Origin of the sequence: Krasilnikovia cinnamomea (genome assembly GCF_004217545.1) — a bacterium.
Classification (GTDB): domain Bacteria; phylum Actinomycetota; class Actinomycetes; order Mycobacteriales; family Micromonosporaceae; genus Actinoplanes; species Actinoplanes cinnamomeus.
Genome location: NZ_SHKY01000001.1, coordinates 2,262,509 through 2,280,698, shown reverse-complemented (window position 1 = coordinate 2,280,698; position 18,190 = coordinate 2,262,509). Strand labels below are relative to the sequence as shown.

Genomic DNA, 18,190 nt, shown 5'->3' with positions numbered 1-18,190 from the left:
GCGGCCCGGATATCGGCGGTGGGGCAGAATTCAGGACATGGAGATCGACTGGCCGGGGCTGCGGGCCGCCGCGATCGAGGCGATGCGGCACGCGTACGCCCCGTACTCCGACTTCCCGGTCGGGGTGGCCGGGCTCGTCGACGACGGCCGGGTCGTGGTGGGCTGCAACGTGGAGAACGCGTCGTACGGCCTGACCCTGTGCGCCGAGTGCGGCCTGGTCTCGGCGCTGCATGCCAGCGGCGGCGGCCAGCTGGTCGCGGTGTCCTGCGTCGACGCCAACGGCACGCCGCTGATGCCGTGCGGGCGCTGCCGGCAACTGCTGTTCGAGCACGGCGGCCCGGACTGCCTCGTCGAGGCGGTGCCGCGCCCGCTGCGGATGGACGAACTGCTGCCGCACGCGTTCGGGCGCGCCGACCTGGACGCGCTGACCGGCCCGGCCGCCCTGCCGGAGGTGCCCGCCCGGCTGGCCCGGTACCGGGGGCGCGGCACGGTGTTCGTGCACCCCGACCTCTCCGGCGGCGAGCAGGTGTGGACGGGGTACTGGGAACGCTCGGCGGGCAGCTCCGACGCGCGCGACACCGAGGTGGGGATCCTCGAGGAGGGGCCCGTCCTGCCGAGCGCCGCCGCCGTGGTGCGCTGGGCCCGGGTGCGCACCCCCCGCATCGTCGTGGTGGACGCGGAGGGCGGACTGTCCTGGGCCGGTGAGGGCGATCCGCCGGAGGGCATCGGCAAGCGTTGGGAAGCGTCATAAGCTCGGCCACGAAGCCGCAACGACGCGGCGGATCGGGAAGGAACCCATGAGCGGCGAGTTCGCGGCAGTCGACGTCATCATCGCCAAGCGGGACGGGCACGCGCTGTCCGACGCCCAGATCGACTGGGTGGTCGACGCGTACACCCGCGGGGTGGTGGCGGACGAGCAGATGTCGGCGCTGGCCATGGCCATCCTGCTGCGGGGCATGACCGGCGCGGAGATCGCCCGGTGGACCGCCGCGATGATCGCCAGCGGGGAGCGGCTCGACCTGTCCGCGGTGTCGCGCCCGACCGTCGACAAGCACTCGACGGGCGGGGTGGGCGACAAGATCACCTTGCCGCTGACCCCGCTGGTCGCCGCCTGCGGGGTGGCCGTCCCGCAGCTGTCCGGGCGGGGGCTCGGGCACACCGGCGGCACCCTGGACAAGCTGGAATCCATCCCGGGCTGGCGGGCCCGGCTGTCGAACCCGGAGTTCGTCGCACAGCTGCGCGACATCGGCGCGGTGATCTGCGCGGCCGGCGAGGGGCTGGCCCCCGCCGACCGCAAGCTGTACGCGCTGCGCGACGTCACCGGCACCGTAGAGGCCATCCCGCTGATCGCCAGCTCGATCATGAGCAAGAAGATCGCCGAAGGCACGGGCGCGCTGGTGCTGGACGTGAAGGTCGGCTCGGGCGCGTTCATGAAGGAGGTCGGCGCGGCCCGCGAGCTCGCCCGCACCATGGTCGAGCTGGGCGGCGCGCACGGAGTGCGTACGGTCGCCCTGCTCACCGACATGTCGACCCCGCTGGGCCTGACGATCGGCAACGCGATCGAGGTGGCCGAGTCCGTCGAGGTGCTGGCGGGCGGTGGCCCGGCGGACGTGGTGGAGCTGACCCTCGCCCTGGCCCGGGAGATGCTCGACGTGGCCGGGGTCGACGCCGACCCGGCGAAGACGCTGGAGTCCGGCGCCGCGATGGACTCGTGGCGCGCGATGATCCGCGCCCAGGGCGGCGACCCGGACGCCCCGCTGCCGGGCGCCAAGGAGACCGAGGTGCTGCGGGCGAGCACGGACGGGGTGGTGGCCGGGCTCGACGCGTACGGAATCGGCATCGCGGCCTGGCGGCTGGGCGCCGGGCGGGCCCGCAAGGAGGACCCGGTCAGCGCCGGGGCCGGCGTGGTGCTCAAGGTGCGCCCCGGCGACCGGGTGCGCGCCGGGGATCCGCTGCTGGAGCTGCGTACGGATGAACCCGCCCGGATCCCGGCGGCGCGCGCGGACGCCGAGGCGGCGATCCGGATCGCGGACGCCGCGCCAGAGCCCACGCCGCTGCTCATCGATCGCATAGCCTGACGTCGATGACCAAGGCCGCTCCCGATCCCCGCGCGGTCCGCGAGGCGAGCCTCGACGAGCTGGAGCGGCTCGCGCTGCCGCTGCCGCCGCAGTCGTTCCCGCTGGTGTGGGAGCCCGGCGACGGGGTCGAGCTGCGCCGCACCACCGAGATCGAGGCCCGGGCGGCCGTGCTGCACGTCGTGGTGGCCCGCTGCTTCGGCATGCCGACCGAGCTGGCGATGGGCTGGCTGCTCGGCTCGCACCTGGTCGAGGAGGTGACGCCGCCGGAGTGGCAGTTCGTGACCGGGGCGCAGGGTGACCACCGGTCGTTCGTGCTGCACCACGACGCGGTGTTCGCGCTGGCCTGGCTGCTCGGCCTGAGCCGCCACCTGGACCCGACCGCGCGTCCCGAGGACCGGCTGATGCGGGTCATGCCGGATCTGCCCTCCGGCGAGACGTTCCGCGAGTGGCGCTCCCGGACACTGGTCGCGCCGCGCGACGCGGTCGAGGCGGCCGTCCTGCTGGACCTGTACTACTGCCTGGACTGGGCGTTCCAGGAGGCGGAACGCGACGGGCTGGCCCTGCCCGGCGAGGTGGGCAGCAACGCGATCGGGCAGCGCCGGTGGGCCCTGGAATGGGCCGTCGTGTTCCGTGGGCCCTACCACGACCGGCCGCCGGACTGGGAGGAAGTGGACCTCTCGGTCTAGCAGTAGACGGTGAGTTCCACGGCCGCCGTGACGGTCACGTCGCCGGTCGGCAGCTCGGCAGCGGCGACGTGGCGGGCGCTGGGGGTCATGCCGATCAGCGTGCGGGCCTCGTCGCCGTTCAGCCGCAGGGTCTTGCGCAGCACCCGGCGGTGCTTTTCGACGAAGTCGGCGCTCAGGCTGTTCGCGACCCGTTCGGCCTTGTCCGGGTCGACCTGGACCAGGCCGTACCCCTCGACCAGCTCGGCCAGGTGGTCCGCCGCGGGGGTGACGACCAGCAGCGCGCCGCCGGGGCGCAGCACCCGGCGGAACTCCGGGCCGTTGCGCGGGGCGAACACGTCGAGCACGAGGTCGGCGGCGCCGTCGGCCAGCGGCAGCGGCCGCCACAGGTCCGCGTGCACGGCCGCGGCCCGCGGGTGGGCGCGGGCGGCGCGGCGCAGGGCCGGCTTCGACACGTCCAGGCCGAGTCCGGTCGCGGCCGGCAGTCTTTCGAGTACGGCCGAGAGGTAGCGGCCGGTGCCGGTGCCGGCGTCGATCACGAGTCCGGTTCCGCCTCCCGCCGGGCCCTCGGCGCCCGCCGTCCCAGCGCCCGCCGTCTGGACGGCGTCGCTTGCGGCGGCTGTGGTCTGGGCGGCTGTGGTCTGGGCGACTGTGGTCTGGGCGGCGTCGGCCAGGGCGTCGGCGATGAAGTCGTAGTGCCCGGCGGCCAGGAACCTCTCCCGGTCGGCGACCATCTCGGCGCTGTCGCCGGAATGCGGGCTGCGGCCCGCGGTCAGGCTCGCGTACCCCTGCCGGGCGATGTCGAAGCTGTGCCCGCGCGGGCACCGCAACGCCGCCGGGACTGCCCGCCGCAGTGCGCCCGCACACACCGGGCACCGCAGGAACGGCAGTGCTGCGTCGATCATCCCCGGCATCCCTCTAGGCTCTGCTGATGGTCGCCATTTCATACCCCGACATCGTCAAGGCCCCGAAAGCGCTGCTGCACGACCACCTGGACGGGGGTCTGCGCCCGGCGACGGTGGTGGAACTCGCCGACGCCGTGGGGCATGAGCTGCCGGAGCGCGACCCGCAGCGGCTGGGTCAGTGGTTCGTGGCGGCCGCCGATTCGGGCTCGCTGGAACGCTACCTGGAGACGTTCGCGCACACGGTGGCGGTCATGCAGACCGAGGCGGGCCTGCACCGGGTGGCCCGCGAGTGCGCGCTTGACCTGGCCGCCGACGGGGTGGTGTACGCGGAGGTGCGCTACGCACCGGAGCAGCACCTGGAGCGCGGGCTGAGCCTGGAACAGGTCGTCGAGGCGGTCCGCGCCGGCTTCGAGGACGGGGCCGCCGAGGCGGCCGCGCAGGGCCGGCAGATCCGGATCGGCACCCTGCTCACCGCGATGCGGCACGCGGCGCGGTCGCAGGAGATCGCCGAGCTGGCGGTGCGCTACCGCGACTCGGGCGTGGTCGGCTTCGACATCGCCGGGGCGGAGGCCGGTTTCCCGCCCACCCGGCATCTGGACGCCTTCGAGTACCTGCAGCGGGAGAATGCCCACTTCACGATCCACGCGGGCGAGGCGTTCGGGCTGCCGTCGATCTGGCAGGCGATCCAGTGGTGCGGTGCGGACCGGCTCGGCCACGGGGTACGCATCGTGGACGACATCACCGGTCACGTGCCGTCGGCGGGCTCGACCACGCCCACCGGCGGCTCGGCGTCGGCCCCGCCCGGTGGCCCGGTGCTGGGGCGGCTGGCCGCGTACGTCCGGGACAAGCGCATCCCGCTGGAGCTGTGCCCGTCGTCGAACGTGCAGACCGGGGCGGCGCCCTCGATCGCCGAGCACCCCATCGGGCTGCTGCACGACCTGCGCTTCCGGGTCACGGTCAACACGGACAACCGGCTCATGAGCGGGACCTCGATGTCGCGGGAGCTGACGCTGCTGACCGAGGCCTTCGGCTGGGGCTGGAGCGAACTGCAGTGGCTCACGATCAACGCGATGAAATCGGCGTTCATCCCGTACGACGAGCGGCTGGCCATCATCAACGAAACGATCAAGCCGGCGTACGCGAAGTTGATCGCCTGAAGTCCGGTTTTCCGGGCATGGGGGACACGGAGGTCCTTTCGAGGGCCGAAATCTGGCGATTCAGCCGGGTGCCTCCTCCGAATGGGCACTCCCCTGTATACGAAGACTGCACAATCTGGCATCTTGCCTTGCGGTCCCTGTGTCCTGCGCGCCATCGTCTGTGCTGCCCCGATCCTCGCGGACCGGGGCGGTCCAGCGTGGCCGGAGGCCGGCGCCGGACATTCAGAAGCGAGTGACCGTGAGGAATGCAGGCATATACGGACAGTGACGTCGGGTTGGTGAATCCCACCACGTGGCCACCAACATCGCGTCACACAATTGGTCCGTGTCCGCCTGCTCTTTCTCTTTGACACTCGTCGTGATGGAATCTCGGGGGCCCGACGCGGCGAGTCAGCCGTGTGCGGGACCGGGCCGGGCAGATGGCCGGGTCGAAACAGGAGGACGGTGACGTGAGCAAGCGCCCCAAGCCGGCGAACGCGGTCATGTCGCGTCTCCGCCGACCGGCCGGCCGACTGCGGGATCTCCCCATCTGGTCGAAGCTGGGCCTGATCATGCTCGTGCCGACCCTGGCGACGGTGATCGTCGGGGTCAGCGGCCTGATCGACCACATCGGCGAGGCCAACAACGCCGAACGTGCCCGCACCCTCTCGGTGCTTTCGGAGGCGGCCGGTGGTCTGGTCGACCACCTGCAGAACGAGCGCGCCTACGGCGTGGCGATCACGCAGGCCAAGGGCCCGGCGAAGGACGACGCCAAGAAGCTGTACAACGACGAGCATGCCCAGGTGGACGCCGCCCGGCTGCCGTACGCCCAGCAGAAGGCCGCCCTGGACGACGTACCCGAGAAGGTCGGCGTGCTGCTGCTGCGCCTCGACCGCAACCTCGAGGACCTGCCCGCGGTCCGCAGCCAGACCGCCAACGACAAGCTCACCGTCGACGACGTCGAGGGGGCGTACGGCGCCCTCATCAACGACCTGCTGAACGTCCGCGACGCCTCCGCGCAGCTCGCCCTGGACACCACGCTCAGCGACCACCTGCGTGCCGTGGCCGCGGTCGCCCGGGCCAAGGACTTCGTCGCCCAGCAGCGCGGCGTCGGCCACAGGGTGCTCGGCGCCGGCGACTTCAACGCCGGCCTGCGGCAGAAGTTCCTGCTGACCGACGCCGGCTTCGCCATCGCCGACTCGACCCTGCGCACCGTCGGCACGGACGAGGAGATCGCGCTCTTCGACCGCGTGGTCGACGGCGCCGACGAGCGGGCCGCCACCAACCTGACCGGTCAGCTGCGCGCCCGTACGGGCCAGTTCACCACCGACATCCCGTTCGACACCGGGTCGTGGGAAACCGCGATGGTCGGCTACAACAAGCTCTTCCGTCAGGTCGAGACGCGGATGGACGCCGACATCGTGCGGGAGGCCACCGGCCTGCGCGACGACGTGAACCGGCGGGTCTTCATCGAGACCAGCGTGCTGATCGGCATGCTCCTGCTGGCCATCACGTTCGCCTGGTTGGTCGCCCGCTCGATGGCCCGTTCGCTGCGCGAGCTGCGCCAGGGTGCCCTCTCGGTCGCCCAGTACGGCCTGCCCCAGGCGGTCGAGCGGCTGCGTGACCCCGCGCTCACCAGCTCGCTCACCCCGGCGCAGGTCGCCGACCAGGTCGCCGAGCCGCTGCCGGTGCGCAGCCGCGACGAGTTCGGGCAGGTGACCGAGGCGTTCAACGCCGTCCACCTGGAAGCGGTCCGGACCGCGGCCGAGCAGGCCGCGCTGCGCTCCTCCGTCGCGACGATGTTCGTCAACCTCGCCCGCCGTTCGCAGATCCTGGTCGACCGGCTCATCGGTCACCTCGACCGGCTGGAGCGCGGCGAGGAGGACCCGGACCGGCTGGCCGAGCTGTTCCAGCTCGACCACCTCGCCACCCGAATGCGCCGCAACGACGAGAACCTCCTGGTTCTCGCGGGTGCCGACTCCACCCGTGTGCAGCGCGAGCCGGCCGCCCTCATCGACGTGTTGCGCGCCGCCCAGTCCGAGGTGGAGCACTACACGCGCGTCGAGTTCGGAATGATCGACCGCGACATCGAGGTGTCGGCGCACGCCGTCAACGACATGGTGCACCTGGTCGCCGAGCTGTTCGACAACGCGACCGCGTTCTCCCCGCCGAACTCGACCGTGCTGGTCGAGGCGCGGCGGCTGGGCGACGGCGCCCTGCTCTCGGTCGAGGACCGCGGTATCGGCATCAGCCGTGAGCAGCTGCGCGACCTCAACGAGCGGCTGGCCAACCCGCCCATGGTGGATGTGGCCGTCTCCCGGATGATGGGCCTCGTCGTGGTCGCCCGGCTGGCCAACCGGCACGGCGTGTCCGTGCAGCTGCGCCCGGCCGACAACGAGCGCGGCACGGTGGCCGAAGTCGGCCTGCCGCTCGGCGTCCTCGCGTCGAGCGCCGTGGCCTCCCGGGCCACCAGCAACGGAATCGGTGCGTCCCCGTACGGCGCCACCGAGCCGGCGCAGCGGTCGCCGTTCGCGGAGCCGCTCGCGCTGGAGAGCGGGGGACCGGGCCAGGGCTTCCCGGCCGGCCGCCCGTTCGACCCCAGCGCGCCGGTGAACTCCGGCGGACTGCTCGGCGGGGGTCGTGGGGTACCCGCCTGGTCCGACCTGACCGGCGCTCCCGCCAACGGCTACACGAACGGCAGCGCCGGACTCAACGGCACGAACGGATTCCACGGCCCGCGCGCCGGGGAGTCGCCGTTCGCGCCGCCGCAGAGCCCGGCCCCGCAGAGCCCGGCACCGCAGAGCCCCGCACCGCAGGGCTTCGGTTCGCAGGGCTTCGGCCCCCAGGGCCTCAACGGCGACCTGCCGCAGCGGCGCAACGGCGAGGCGGTCCGCGGCGAGGACGGCGCGTTCGGCGCCACCATCCCGCGTCAGCTGCCCGCCAACCCGGACAGCCAGGCGCGCAGCCCGTTCGTGCCGCCCGTCTCGGCGCCTCCGGTGCCGCCGACTTCCGCCCCGCCCGTACCGTCCGCCCCGCCGTACGGTGGTCGGCCGGTGTCCGGGATGCCCGCCTCCGGCGTGCCCAGCTCGGCTCCGCCCGCCCAGCCGGCCCCGCCGGTCTGGCCCCCGGTCGCGGGCGACGCGAACGGCACGCCGCAGGTCCCGGAGAACCTGGCCGCCGCGCTCGACATGACGGCCGAGCTGCCCCGGTACCGTCCGGAGCGCTCGCCCGCCGGGACGCCGCAGTCGGCGCCGCCCGCCACGGACCGGCAGCGGATCGACGCCGAGCGCGCGGTCGCGGCCCACGAGGCGGCCGCCGCCGAGGCAGCCGCCGCGCACGCGACCGCCGCCGCGCAGATCGCGGCCGCACAGCAGCGCGCCGCCCAGACCGACAACCGGTACGCGGACGAGACCATGGAGCTGCCGATCTTCCGGGAGCTCGAGTCGGCCTGGTTCACCACGAACCGGAGCAGCAGCGTGGTGAAGTCCCCGGATGGGGAGAGCGACGCGCTCACCACCCAGCGGTACTCGACCGCCGAGCCGACCCGCCCGGCCGCCGCCGCGCAGTCCACGACGGCGGCACCCGAGAGCCGCACCGCCGACAAGGTCCGTGACGCCGCCACCGTCGGTGCCCTGCCGACCCGTGGCAGCACCGCGGCAGCCTCGAACGGCGCAGCCTCGAACGGCGCAGCCTCGAACGGGGCGGCCGCGAACGGGATCGCCGCCGGCAACGGGACTACCATCGGCAACGGCAAGGCCACGGGCAACGGGACGACCATGGGCAACGGATCGGGCAGCGGCCCCACCGCGGGGAACGCCGCCTGGCAGACCGCGGCGGACGAGGGCTGGCAGGCCGCACGGGCGGCCGCCGAGGCTCCCGTCGAGACCACCACCTCGGCGGGTTTGCCAAAGCGCACTCCGATGGCTCAACTCGTCCCCGGCGGTGTCGATCGGGGCGGTACCTCCGTCCAGCGCCGTACGCCGGAGGCGGTTCGCGGGCTGCTGTCCGCGTACCACCGGGGTGTGCAGCGGGGTCGCACCAAGGAACAATCGACCAACCCGGAGGAGACTCCGGGAGGGCAGCAGTCCTCGCAGGCTGGCAAGGAGCATGAGGCATGACATCTACGCAGGATCTGGGTTGGCTCCTGGCCAACTTCGCCGACCGCGTTCCCGGGGTGGCGCACGCGATCGCGGTATCCGCCGACGGTCTGCTTCTCGCGGCGTCGCGCGACCTTCCGCGTGACCGCGCCGACCAGCTGGCGGCCATCGCCTCCGGCCTGGTCAGCCTGACCCAGGGGGCAGCGCGCTGCTTCGAGGGCGGCGCGGTCCTGCAGACGGTCGTGGAGATGGACAACGGGTTCCTGTTCCTGATGTCGATCTCCGACGGCTCGTCGTTCGCGGTGCTGGCAGCCCGCAGTTGCGACGTCGGCCAGGTGGGCTACGAGATGGCCCTGCTGGTCGACCGGGTCGGCGAGGCGCTGACGCCGGCGCCACGTTCGGCCGCGGTTCTGGGCTGAATGACCGTGGCCGGGATCACAACCGGTCACTGTCAAAAAGATGAATGACAAGAGACACTTCTAAGGGCCGAGGGATGGGGTGAACGGTGACGATGCCTGAACGCGATGAGCCGACCGGCGCGCTGGTCAGACCGTACGCCGTGACCCGTGGCCGAACCCGGCCGAAGCTTGAGATCGCGCTGGAAGCGCTGGTCGAAACAACCGTCCGTGGCCGCTCCACCGGAGCGGGCAGGGGTGGGCAGGGCAGCGAGCATCAGTACATCGCGGCGATGTGCGACGGCGGCAGAGTTCAGTCGCTGGCCGAAATCGCCGCGCGCATGCAGCTGCCGCTCGGTGTGGCTCGGGTACTCGTCGCCGACATGGCCTCGGATGGCCTGGTCGCGGTGTACGAGCCGACGTCGCTGGAGGATGAGACCGATGCGGTGGGCACGGAACTGCTGGAAAGGGTGCTGAGTGGACTTCGCAGGCTCTGATATGTCGCGCCGGCAAGCCGCCGGGCGCGTTACGTCGGCGAAGATCGTCATCGCCGGCGGGTTTGGCGTCGGCAAGACGACGCTGGTGGGTTCGGTCTCGGAGATCACCCCGCTGACCACCGAGGCGATCATGACTTCCGCCGGTGTGGGTGTCGACGACAACCGGCAGGTGCCGGGCAAGACGACGACCACGGTGGCCATGGACTTCGGCCGGATCAGCATCGATCGGGACCTGATCCTGTACCTGTTCGGCACGCCGGGCCAGACGCGTTTCTGGTTCATGTGGGACGAACTGGTACGCGGTGCCATCGGCGCCGTCGTCATGGTCGACACCCGGCGTCTCGCGGACTGCTTCGCCGCGATCGACTTCTTCGAGCACCGGCGCCTGCCGTACCTGGTGGCGATCAACTGCTTCGACGGGATGCAGTACCACAACGCCCAGGACGTCCGGGACGCGCTGGCGATCTCGAGCGAGGTCCCGGTCGTCAGCTGCGACGCCCGTAACCGCGAATCGACGAAGAACGTGCTCATCTCGCTGGTCGAGTACGTCCTCACGATGCGCCGGTCACGCGCGGTGGCCCCGGCCTGACGTACGCGAGAAACCCCGCTCCGGCACCCGGAGCGGGGTTTCCTGCTGCTTCCGTCCGGAACGCACCGGCGAACACCTGTTCGATAGGGTGGGCGGATGTCTGACCCCATCGATGTCCCCGGCTACCTTCGGCGGCTCGGCCTCACCCGCCTGGCCGGGCAGGCGCCGAGCGTGGAAGCCCTGCACGAGCTGCACCGGGCGCATGCGGAGCGGGTGCCGTACGAGTGCCTGGAGATCTGGCTGGGCCGGCCCACCTCGGTGGACCCGGCGGAGTCCGTCCAGCGCATCGGGCGGGGCCGCGGCGGCTACTGCTTCCACCTCAACGGGGCCTTCTCCGCGCTGCTGAGCGCCCTCGGCTATCGGGTCACCCGGCACGTCGGCGGCGTTCAGGGCAGCGCGGACGAGCCCGCCGGTGCCAGCGCCAACCACCTCGTCCTCACGGTCGCCGGGCTACCCGCGCCCGCCGCGCCCGGCGGCCAGTGGCTCGTCGACCTCGGCATGGGCGACGGCCTGCACGAGCCGCTGCCGCTGACCGGCGGAGAGCACCGCCAGGGCCCCTTCCGGTACGGCCTGCGCCCCTCGGCGGCCGAGCCGGGCGGGTGGCGGTTCGACCACGATCCGCGTGGCGCGTTCCTGGGCATGGACTTCCGCCCCGGAGCGGCGACGATGTCGGCGTTCGCCGAGCGGCACGTGGAGCTGTCCACCTCCCCGGAGTCCGGTTTCGTCCGGGTGGCGACCGTGCAACGGCGCGACGCGTCCGGGGCGGACGTTCTGCGTGGGCTGGTGCTCAGCCGGGTGGGGGAGGCGCCCACCCGCACCGTTCTCGACGACCGCCGCGACTATTTCGCCGCGCTGGCGGACGTTTTCGGGCTCACCCTCGATGACGTCACCTCGGCCGAACGCGCCGCACTGTGGCGACGCCTGAGCACCGCCCACGAGCAATGGCTCAGCACCCAGGCCAGCTCGGCCTGAGCCGTCACCAGCTGCCCGCGTCCCAGCCAGGCCTGAGCGGTCACCAGCTGCGCGCGTCCCAGCCAGGCCTGAGCGGTCACCAGCTGCCCGGGTCGGCGGGTGCAGACGTCAGCTGCTGCGGTAGCCCGCGTTGTTGCCGTACGTCTCGCTCTGGCCGCCGTCGCGGGTGAAGTCCCAGCCGCCCGCCGCCTCGCGGCCCGGGCGCCCGCCGATGGCGTACCCGCCGATCTCCTGACCCCGGCGCCAGCCGCGGAAGTAGCCGGTGGTGTGCGCGGCGATGCTGGCGGGGTCGCGGACGATGCGCAGCGGCCGCTCGTCGCGCAGCGGCGAGCCGGGCACCAGATTCTTCTGTGGCTCCCGCTTCGGCAGGCCCGCCGCCGTCATCGTGGTGACCGCCGGGCTGGCCGCCTTCTCGGCCGCCTGCCAGCCGGTGTCCGCCGGGTTGGTCCAGTCCAGATTGCTGCTGGCGGCCTCGCTGTGCCCGGTGAACCAGGCGGACCGGGCGGCCGCGAAGATCAGCAGGTCGCCGTCGTTCTCCGCGGGCACGGGCGGGGTCGAGCTGCGGTCCAGCGCCGTGAGCGTGACGCCGGGGCTGGTCGTCCGGCGCGGGGCCCGACCGTTGGTGCGGCCGGCGCGCTCCGCGGAGTCGCCGTCCACCAGCCGCAGCGACGGGGGCTCGGAGGCGCCCGGCAGGCCGCCCAGGCCGCCGTCGATCCGGCCGAGGACGGGCTCGACCAGGCGCAGCGACGGGGGCTCGAGGGGCAGGTCGTCGGACTGCCACGGCGGGCGGACCCGGCCCGGGCCGGGAGCGCCGGAGGTCGGCGAGGCGGCGCGGTCGTCGCCGTTGACCAGCGGCCAGTTGGCACGCGAGCCCGGGTCGGCGTTCTCGGGCCGCGCGGCCGGCAGCGGCAGGCTGTAGTCCGTCGCCCCGTTGGTCGCCCCGTTGGTCACGCCGTTGGTCACGCCGTTGCTCGCGGCGGGGGTCGCCGGGCGGGTGGTCGGGCGCGGCGGGATGACGGTGCGCTGTCGCTCGGCGCGGGCGCTGCTGATCGCCGCGTTGGTCAGGGTCGGCCGGAACGGCTGGCCGGAATCGGCGGGCGCCAGCGGGCCCCGTGAGCCGGGCAGGATCGGCGTCATCCCCGGCGGGGGCGGCGGCACGGATACCGGCCGGTTGCCCGGGTTCCGGTGCGGCAGCGAGGCGGCCGGAGCGGCCGCCGGCGGGGTGGCCGGTGGCCCGGTGACCGGGCGCGGTGCCAGCGGCGGCGGCATGACAGGCTCGGGTGCCACCGGCGGGGTGGTCAGCGGGCGCGGCGTGACCGGGGTGTTCTCGGCGGCCGGCTCCGGGCGGGCGCGGCGGCCCACGCGGGTGCCCGCGCTGGGGCGTACCGGCTGCAGGGGTGTGACGACCGTTTCGGCGGCGCGGCGGGTGGCGCGGCGGCCCGGGGACGGGGCGGCGACCGGCGGGGCGACCCGGGCGGCCAGCGTGCCGACCAGGGCCTCGCAGGCGGCGTCGCAGGAGCGGACCGCGCCGATGGCCTGGCGTACCGCGTCCGCGGCGGCCGGGGCCAGGGACTTGTTGACCCCGCCGCGGCGCGGGGATTCGCTGATCGCCACGACCAGCGCGGTCACGGCCGAAGTGACCTGGCGCTCGGTGCCGACGCCGGCGCGGGTCAGCTCCACGGCGACCGCCTCGGCGATGGACTCGGCGTCGGCGCCGCCCGCGGTGAGGCGGCCGGGCTCCGGCAGCGCGTCGAGCACCGCCAGGGCCAGCGGGTGGGCCGGGTCCGGGTAGGCCCGCAGCGCGGCCGGGTACAGCTCGCGCAGCACCTCGCGCAGCGCGGTGGCGGCCGCGTTGCGGCCGTTGAGCATGGCCACGTGCGCGGCCAGTACGGGCTTGTAGCTGATGAGGTCCCGGGGGGTGGGCAGGGTGACCGCGGCGATCGCACCCGCCTGCAGGGCCCGGGCCAGGCCGACGGCGCGGCGGGCGGCCTGCGGCGCGGCGAGTTCCTCGGGGGAGTCGTCGTCGGAGAACCGGTCCGCGAAGTCGTCGGCGGAGTCGTCGTCGGCCACGACCAGCGGGCGCCCGGCGGCGGTGAGCAGCGACGTGATCGTGTGGTCGTCGCTGTCGGCGGCGACCGCGGCGTCGGCGAAGCCGCTGGTCCGCTCCACGAGCAGCGTGCCGAGCTGGGCGTACCCGGCCGGGTTGTCGCTGATCTCGCGCACTTCGAGCAGTCGCCCCGCGTCGTCCACCACGGCGATGGTCAGCTGCGCCGCCGTGGAGGCCGGACGCACCGATTCATCAGCCGACGCCAGACCGCAGTACACGCGCACGAGCGCCACGGCGTCGTCCTCCTCCCCGGGACTGCTGTCGTGTGCCAAGGACTGATGGTCCCTGGTGAGGGGTCACTCGCGCCAGTCCACAGCGGCAGAGATCTTGCCGATTATCGAGCGCCATCCGAGACTTGCCTGCTGTGCCCCGATTTTCCGGAGTCGCCGGCGCCCGAAATACCCACCCATACCGCCGCTTTCGGCCTTGCGCAGGGACTCGTCCAGGTCGTCGAGCGGCGAGCCCGGCGACAGTGCCAGGACCACCGGCTTGAGCCGGAGCGCGTACCCCAGATCCCGGGCGACCTCGCCCGCGGCGATCAGCAGCGGCAGGTCCCAGGTGTCGTGACCGCCACGCAGGTTCTCCACAACGAGGTCCAGCTCGTAGCGGTCCTCCGGCAGCGGGTCGACGTCGGACGACTGTACCCGTTCGGCGACGGTCGTCCAGGTGTCCACTTGGGCAAGATCATGGGGTGCACCCGAACGGATGAAGGACACCAGGGACTCCGGGCTCTTGAAGAGCAGCAGCCGGCCCTTGTGGCTGAGGAAGACGGGTACTTCCTCGTCGGCCGCCTTGTCCGCCTCGTCGTCCGCCTCGTCCTCGAAGTCGGCCGGATCGGGCTCCTCGGCCTCCTCCTGGTCACCGGCCTTGGCGTCCTTCGCGTCCCCCTCGGCCAGCAGGGCCGCGAACTCCTCGTCGACGATGACCTCGTCGTCCTCGGCGGCGCGGGCCTCGGCGGCCCGGCGGCGCTCCTCGAACGGGTCGTCGTCGTCCGTCGCGAGCTCGGTCGGCGTGATCACGCCCGCCTTGCGGAACGCCCGCAGCGTGTACCCGACGCCGGCCGGCAGGGCGATCTCCACCGGGGAGACGTTCGCCTTCTCCCACAGCGCGCGCCCGGAGGTGCCAGGCTCGGCGGCGGGCGACTCGTCGGCGGCCTCGCCGGCCGCGGCACTGTCGGCGGGCGACTCGTCGGCGGCCGATTCGGCGGCGGCCGATTCGGCGGCCGGGGAGCTGTCGGCGGACTCGGCGACGGGCTCGCTGTCGGCGGGCTGGTCGCCCAGGGGCTCTTCGGCCTCGGGCCGGTTCGGCGACTGGCGGGCCACGGTGACCTCCGGGTTGGTTCGCTGAGCGGGCGTGGTGGTGCAGCGGGTGACTCTGCGCACACACACCCTAGTGGGCGCGGCTGGGCGGGGGTGGTGGTCCCCCGCCCGCCGGGTCAGAAGCCCTTCGGGTGCCAGACCGTCTTCGTCTCCAGCAGCGCGGTCATCGCCTCGATCCCCGGATCACCGGTGAAGTCGGGCGCGGTCGCGGGCGGGCGTACCACGCGCTTGAGGGTGTCGGCGGCGGCCCGTTCGAGGTCGGTGGCGAGGGCCGGGTCGGTGACCCCGGTGAGCACCAGCGCGTTGACGTCGTCGTGCGAGGCCAGCCACGGCGCGGTCTCGGCCGGGTGCCCGGTGAGGACGTTCACGACGCCGCCCGGCAGGTCCGAGGTGGCCAGCACCTCCGCGAGGGTGATGGCGACCTGCGGGCCGGGGGCCAGCACGACCACGGTGTTGCCGGTGACGATCGCCGGGGCGACGACGCTGACGAGTCCGAGCAGCGACGCCGGTGCGACCACGCCGACCACTCCGGTCGGCTCCGGCGCGGACAGGTTGAAGTACGGCCCGGCCACCGGGTTGGCGGCGCCCACCACCTGGGCGATCTTGTCGGACCAGCCCGCGTACCAGACCAGGCGGTCGACAGCGGCGTCCACCTCGGCGGCGGGCACCCCGAGGGCGGTGAACTCGGCCCGCCGGCCCTCCAGCATCTCGGCGGCGCGGTAGAGGATCTGCCCCCGGTTGTACGCGGTCGCCCCGGCCCACTTCGGCTGCGCCGCCCGGGCCGCGAGCACGGCGTCGCGGGCGTCCTTGCGGGAGGCGAGGGCCACGTTGTCGCCGTCCACCAGATAGGTCCGTCCTGACTCGCTGCGCGGGAACGCGCCACCGATGTAGAGCTTGTACGTCTTGCGTACCGCGAGCCGCGTGCTCGGCGTCGCGACGGTCTCGGTCTCGGCGTGCTTGGCCTTGGTGGCCGTGGATGACTTAGGCAAGGTACGCCTCCAGGCCGTGCCGGCCGCCCTCCCGGCCGTAGCCGGATTCCTTGTAGCCGCCGAACGGCGACGTCGGATCGAACTTGTTGAACGTGTTGGCCCACACCACGCCCGCGCGCAGCTTGTCGGCCACGGCGAGGATGCGCGAACCCTTCTCGGTCCACACCCCGGCGGACAGCCCGTACGGGGTGTTGTTGGCCTTCTCGATCGCCTCGGCGGGGGTGCGGAAGGTGAGGATGGACAGCACCGGGCCGAAGATCTCCTCGCGGGCGATCCGGTGCGCCTGGGTCACCCCGGTGAAGATGGTGGGTGCGAACCAGTAGCCGTGTTCCGGCAGCTCGCAGGCGGGGGACCAGCGCTGCGCCCCCTCGGCGTCGCCCACCTCGGACAGGGCCCGGATGCGCTCCAGCTGGGCCGCCGAGTTGATCGCGCCGATGTCGGTGTTCTTGTCCAGCGGGTCGCCGACGCGCAGGGTCGCCATCCGGCGCTTGAGGGCGGCGAGGACCTCGTCGTACACCGATTCCTGGACCAGCAGCCGCGACCCGGCGCAGCAGACGTGGCCCTGGTTGAAGAAGATGCCGTTGACGATGCCCTCGACGGCCTGGTCGATCGGGGCGTCGTCGAAGACGATGTTGGCGGCCTTGCCGCCCAGCTCCAGGCCGACCCGCTTGCGGGTGCCCGCGACCGCGCGGGCGATCTGGCGGCCGACCTCGGTGGAGCCGGTGAAGGCCACCTTGTCCACGCCGGGGTGCTCGACCAGCAACCGGCCGGTGTCGCCCGCGCCGGTGAGGATGTTGACCACGCCGGGGGGCAGCTCGGCCTGCCGGCAGATGTCCGCGAAGAACAGCGCGGACAGCGGGGTGGTCTCGGCGGGCTTGAGCACCACGGTGTTGCCGCAGGCCAGCGCGGGCGCGATCTTCCACGCGAGCATCAGCAGCGGGAAGTTCCACGGGATGACCTGGGCGGCGACGCCCAGCGGCCGGGGATCGGGGCCGAAGCCCGCGTAGCGCAGCTTGTCGGCCCAGCCCGCGTAGTAGAAGAAGTGCGCGGCGACCAGGGGCAGGTCGACGTCGCGGGACTCGCGGATCGGCTTGCCGTTGTCCAGCGACTCCAGCACGGCCAGCTCGCGGGAGCGCTCCTGGATGATGCGGGCGATCCGGAACAGGTACTTGGCCCGTTCCGCGCCGGGCAGGGCCGACCAGGGGCCGAAGGCGCGGCGGGCGGCGGCGACGGCCCGGTCGACGTCCTGCGGGCCGGCGCTGGCGACCTCGGCCAGAACCTCCTCGGAGGCCGGGTTGACCGTCTTGAAGACGCCGCCGTCGGCGGACGGCGGGTCGAAGGAACCGTCGATGAACAGCCCGTACGAGGGCGCGAGGTCGACGAGCGACCGGGACTCGGGGGCCGGAGCGTACTCGAACAAGGTCATGGGCTCAGTCCAGCGTAAAGTAGTCCGGACCGGCGTAGTGGCCGGTGGTGAGCTTGGTGCGCTGCATCAGCAGGTCGTTGAGCAGCGAGGAGGCCCCGAAACGGAACCAGTCCGGGTCGAGCCAGTCGGCGCCGACGGTCTCGTTGACCATGACCAGGTACTTCATCGCGTCCTTGGTCGTCTTGATGCCGCCCGCGGGCTTGACCCCGATCTGGCGGCCGTGCTGCGCCCGGAAGTCGCGGACCGCCTCCAGCATGATCAGCGTGACCGGCAGGGTGGCGGCGACCGGCACCTTGCCCGTGGAGGTCTTGATGAAGTCCGCCCCGGCCAGCATCGCCAGCCAGGACGCCCGCCGCACGTTGTCGTACGTACCCAGCTCGCCGGTCTCCAGGATGACCTTGAGGTGGGCCGGGCCGCAGGCCTGCTTGACCGCGACGATCTCGGCGAACACGTCGTCGTAGCGCCCGGACAGGAACGCGCCGCGACTGATCACCATGTCGATCTCGTCGGCCCCGGCGGCGACGGCGTCGCGGGTGTCGGCGAGCTTGACGTCCAGCGGCGCCTGCCCGGACGGGAACGCGGTGGCCACGCTGGCCAGGTGCACCCCGGAACCGGCGAGCACCTCGGCCGCGAACGGCACCATCGCCGGGTAGACACAGACCGCGGCGACCCGGGGGCAGGTCGGGTCGGCCGGGTCGGGACGCAGCGCCTTGGCGGACAGGGCGCGCACCTTGCCCGGGGTGTCGGCGCCTTCCAGGGTGGTCAGGTCGACCATCCGGATCGCCAGGTCGATGGCGTGCGCCTTCGCGGTGGTCTTGATCGACCGGGTGCCCAGGGCCGCCGCGCGGGCCTCGACGCCGACCTTGTCGACCCCGGGAAGGCCGTGGAGGAATGACCTCAGATCGAACGCCGGTGCCGTCGGGGTCGCCGCGGGACCGGACACGCCGGGCAGCCCCGACGTCACTGTCGCAGTCATGCGGGTCAGTCTACGCGCGGG

15 protein-coding genes are annotated in these 18,190 nt (G+C 73.1%); 9 read left to right on the top strand and 6 right to left on the bottom strand.

Annotated elements, in window-relative coordinates; genetic code table 11:
• Nucleotides 1–37 precede the first annotated feature (37 nt).
• The 3 genes from EV385_RS10145 to EV385_RS10135 are packed head-to-tail and all read left to right on the top strand — an operon-like array spanning nucleotide 38 to nucleotide 2,764.
• Complete coding sequence (locus EV385_RS10145; RefSeq protein WP_130509245.1) at nucleotides 38–751, top strand: cytidine deaminase; 714 nt, start codon at nucleotides 38–40, stop codon at nucleotides 749–751.
• A gap of 46 nt (nucleotides 752–797) precedes the next feature.
• A complete protein-coding gene (locus tag EV385_RS10140; protein WP_130509244.1) occupies nucleotides 798–2,078 on the top strand; it encodes a thymidine phosphorylase in 1,281 nt (426 codons plus the stop codon).
• Nucleotides 2,079–2,083: 5 nt separating this feature from the next.
• Nucleotides 2,084–2,764 (top strand): DUF4272 domain-containing protein, encoded by a 681-nt coding sequence (locus EV385_RS10135; RefSeq protein WP_130509243.1) that lies wholly within the window; start codon nucleotides 2,084–2,086, stop codon nucleotides 2,762–2,764.
• On the opposite strand, the gene EV385_RS10130 is transcribed toward EV385_RS10135, so the two are convergent.
• Nucleotides 2,761–3,666, bottom strand: coding sequence for a methyltransferase domain-containing protein (locus EV385_RS10130; protein ID WP_130509242.1), 906 nt, complete (start codon nucleotides 3,664–3,666; stop codon nucleotides 2,761–2,763). The two genes, EV385_RS10135 and EV385_RS10130, sit on opposite strands and share 4 nt — an antisense overlap.
• Before the next feature lie 26 nt (nucleotides 3,667–3,692).
• Here EV385_RS10130 and EV385_RS10125 point away from each other — a divergent pair, with 26 nt between their 5' ends.
• From EV385_RS10125 to EV385_RS10100, 6 genes are all read left to right on the top strand, one after another.
• Nucleotides 3,693–4,823: an adenosine deaminase gene (locus EV385_RS10125; RefSeq protein ID WP_130509241.1), complete on the top strand. Its 1,131-nt coding sequence runs from the start codon at nucleotides 3,693–3,695 to the stop codon at nucleotides 4,821–4,823.
• Nucleotides 4,824–5,272: 449 nt separating this feature from the next.
• Entirely contained in the window at nucleotides 5,273–8,920 is a 3,648-nt protein-coding gene (locus tag EV385_RS10120) for a sensor histidine kinase (RefSeq protein ID WP_130509240.1), read from the top strand.
• The gene (locus EV385_RS10115) at nucleotides 8,917–9,318 is read left to right on the top strand and encodes a roadblock/LC7 domain-containing protein (protein WP_130509239.1); all 402 of its coding nucleotides are present in this window, start codon (nucleotides 8,917–8,919) and stop codon (nucleotides 9,316–9,318) included. Before EV385_RS10120 ends, EV385_RS10115 begins: the two co-directional genes overlap by 4 nt.
• Nucleotides 9,319–9,410: 92 nt before the next feature.
• Complete coding sequence (locus EV385_RS10110) at nucleotides 9,411–9,791, top strand: DUF742 domain-containing protein (protein ID WP_130513201.1); 381 nt, start codon at nucleotides 9,411–9,413, stop codon at nucleotides 9,789–9,791.
• Nucleotide 9,792: 1 nt separating this feature from the next.
• The gene (locus tag EV385_RS10105; RefSeq protein WP_130509238.1) at nucleotides 9,793–10,380 is read left to right on the top strand and encodes a GTP-binding protein; all 588 of its coding nucleotides are present in this window, start codon (nucleotides 9,793–9,795) and stop codon (nucleotides 10,378–10,380) included.
• A 96-nt stretch (nucleotides 10,381–10,476) separates the two neighbouring features.
• On the top strand, nucleotides 10,477–11,352 hold the full coding sequence (locus tag EV385_RS10100) for an arylamine N-acetyltransferase family protein (RefSeq protein WP_130509237.1): 876 nt from the start codon (nucleotides 10,477–10,479) through the stop codon (nucleotides 11,350–11,352).
• Between the two features lie 108 nt (nucleotides 11,353–11,460).
• Here EV385_RS10100 and EV385_RS10095 read toward each other — a convergent pair whose 3' ends face one another.
• From EV385_RS10095 to deoC, 5 genes are all read right to left on the bottom strand, one after another.
• Nucleotides 11,461–13,731: a transposase gene (locus tag EV385_RS10095; protein ID WP_130509236.1), complete on the bottom strand. Its 2,271-nt coding sequence runs from the start codon at nucleotides 13,729–13,731 to the stop codon at nucleotides 11,461–11,463.
• 24 nt (nucleotides 13,732–13,755) lie between these two features.
• A complete protein-coding gene (locus EV385_RS10090; RefSeq protein WP_423203032.1) occupies nucleotides 13,756–14,841 on the bottom strand; it encodes a DNA primase in 1,086 nt (361 codons plus the stop codon).
• Between the two features lie 53 nt (nucleotides 14,842–14,894).
• Nucleotides 14,895–15,665: an aldehyde dehydrogenase family protein gene (locus EV385_RS10085; RefSeq protein ID WP_242625264.1), complete on the bottom strand. Its 771-nt coding sequence runs from the start codon at nucleotides 15,663–15,665 to the stop codon at nucleotides 14,895–14,897.
• 94 nt (nucleotides 15,666–15,759) lie between these two features.
• The gene (locus tag EV385_RS10080) at nucleotides 15,760–17,187 is read right to left on the bottom strand and encodes an aldehyde dehydrogenase family protein (RefSeq protein ID WP_130513199.1); all 1,428 of its coding nucleotides are present in this window, start codon (nucleotides 17,185–17,187) and stop codon (nucleotides 15,760–15,762) included.
• A 10-nt stretch (nucleotides 17,188–17,197) separates the two neighbouring features.
• A complete protein-coding gene (deoC, locus tag EV385_RS10075) occupies nucleotides 17,198–18,169 on the bottom strand; it encodes a deoxyribose-phosphate aldolase (RefSeq protein WP_130509234.1) in 972 nt (323 codons plus the stop codon).
• Nucleotides 18,170–18,190 lie beyond the last annotated feature (21 nt).

What these genes read in the sequence shown, in the direction of transcription:
- deoC (WP_130509234.1), bottom strand. Translation starts at nt 18,169, where the DNA reads ATGACTGCGACAGTGACGTCGGGGCTGCCCGGCGTGTCCGGTCCCGCG.
- EV385_RS10115 (WP_130509239.1), top strand. Translation starts at nt 8,917, where the DNA reads ATGACATCTACGCAGGATCTGGGTTGGCTCCTGGCCAACTTCGCCGAC.
- EV385_RS10130 (WP_130509242.1), bottom strand. Translation starts at nt 3,666, where the DNA reads ATGATCGACGCAGCACTGCCGTTCCTGCGGTGCCCGGTGTGTGCGGGC.
- EV385_RS10140 (WP_130509244.1), top strand. Translation starts at nt 798, where the DNA reads ATGAGCGGCGAGTTCGCGGCAGTCGACGTCATCATCGCCAAGCGGGAC.
- EV385_RS10100 (WP_130509237.1), top strand. Translation starts at nt 10,477, where the DNA reads ATGTCTGACCCCATCGATGTCCCCGGCTACCTTCGGCGGCTCGGCCTC.
- EV385_RS10145 (WP_130509245.1), top strand. Translation starts at nt 38, where the DNA reads ATGGAGATCGACTGGCCGGGGCTGCGGGCCGCCGCGATCGAGGCGATG.
- EV385_RS10135 (WP_130509243.1), top strand. Translation starts at nt 2,084, where the DNA reads ATGACCAAGGCCGCTCCCGATCCCCGCGCGGTCCGCGAGGCGAGCCTC.
- EV385_RS10105 (WP_130509238.1), top strand. Translation starts at nt 9,793, where the DNA reads ATGTCGCGCCGGCAAGCCGCCGGGCGCGTTACGTCGGCGAAGATCGTC.
- EV385_RS10125 (WP_130509241.1), top strand. Translation starts at nt 3,693, where the DNA reads ATGGTCGCCATTTCATACCCCGACATCGTCAAGGCCCCGAAAGCGCTG.
- EV385_RS10110 (WP_130513201.1), top strand. Translation starts at nt 9,411, where the DNA reads ATGCCTGAACGCGATGAGCCGACCGGCGCGCTGGTCAGACCGTACGCC.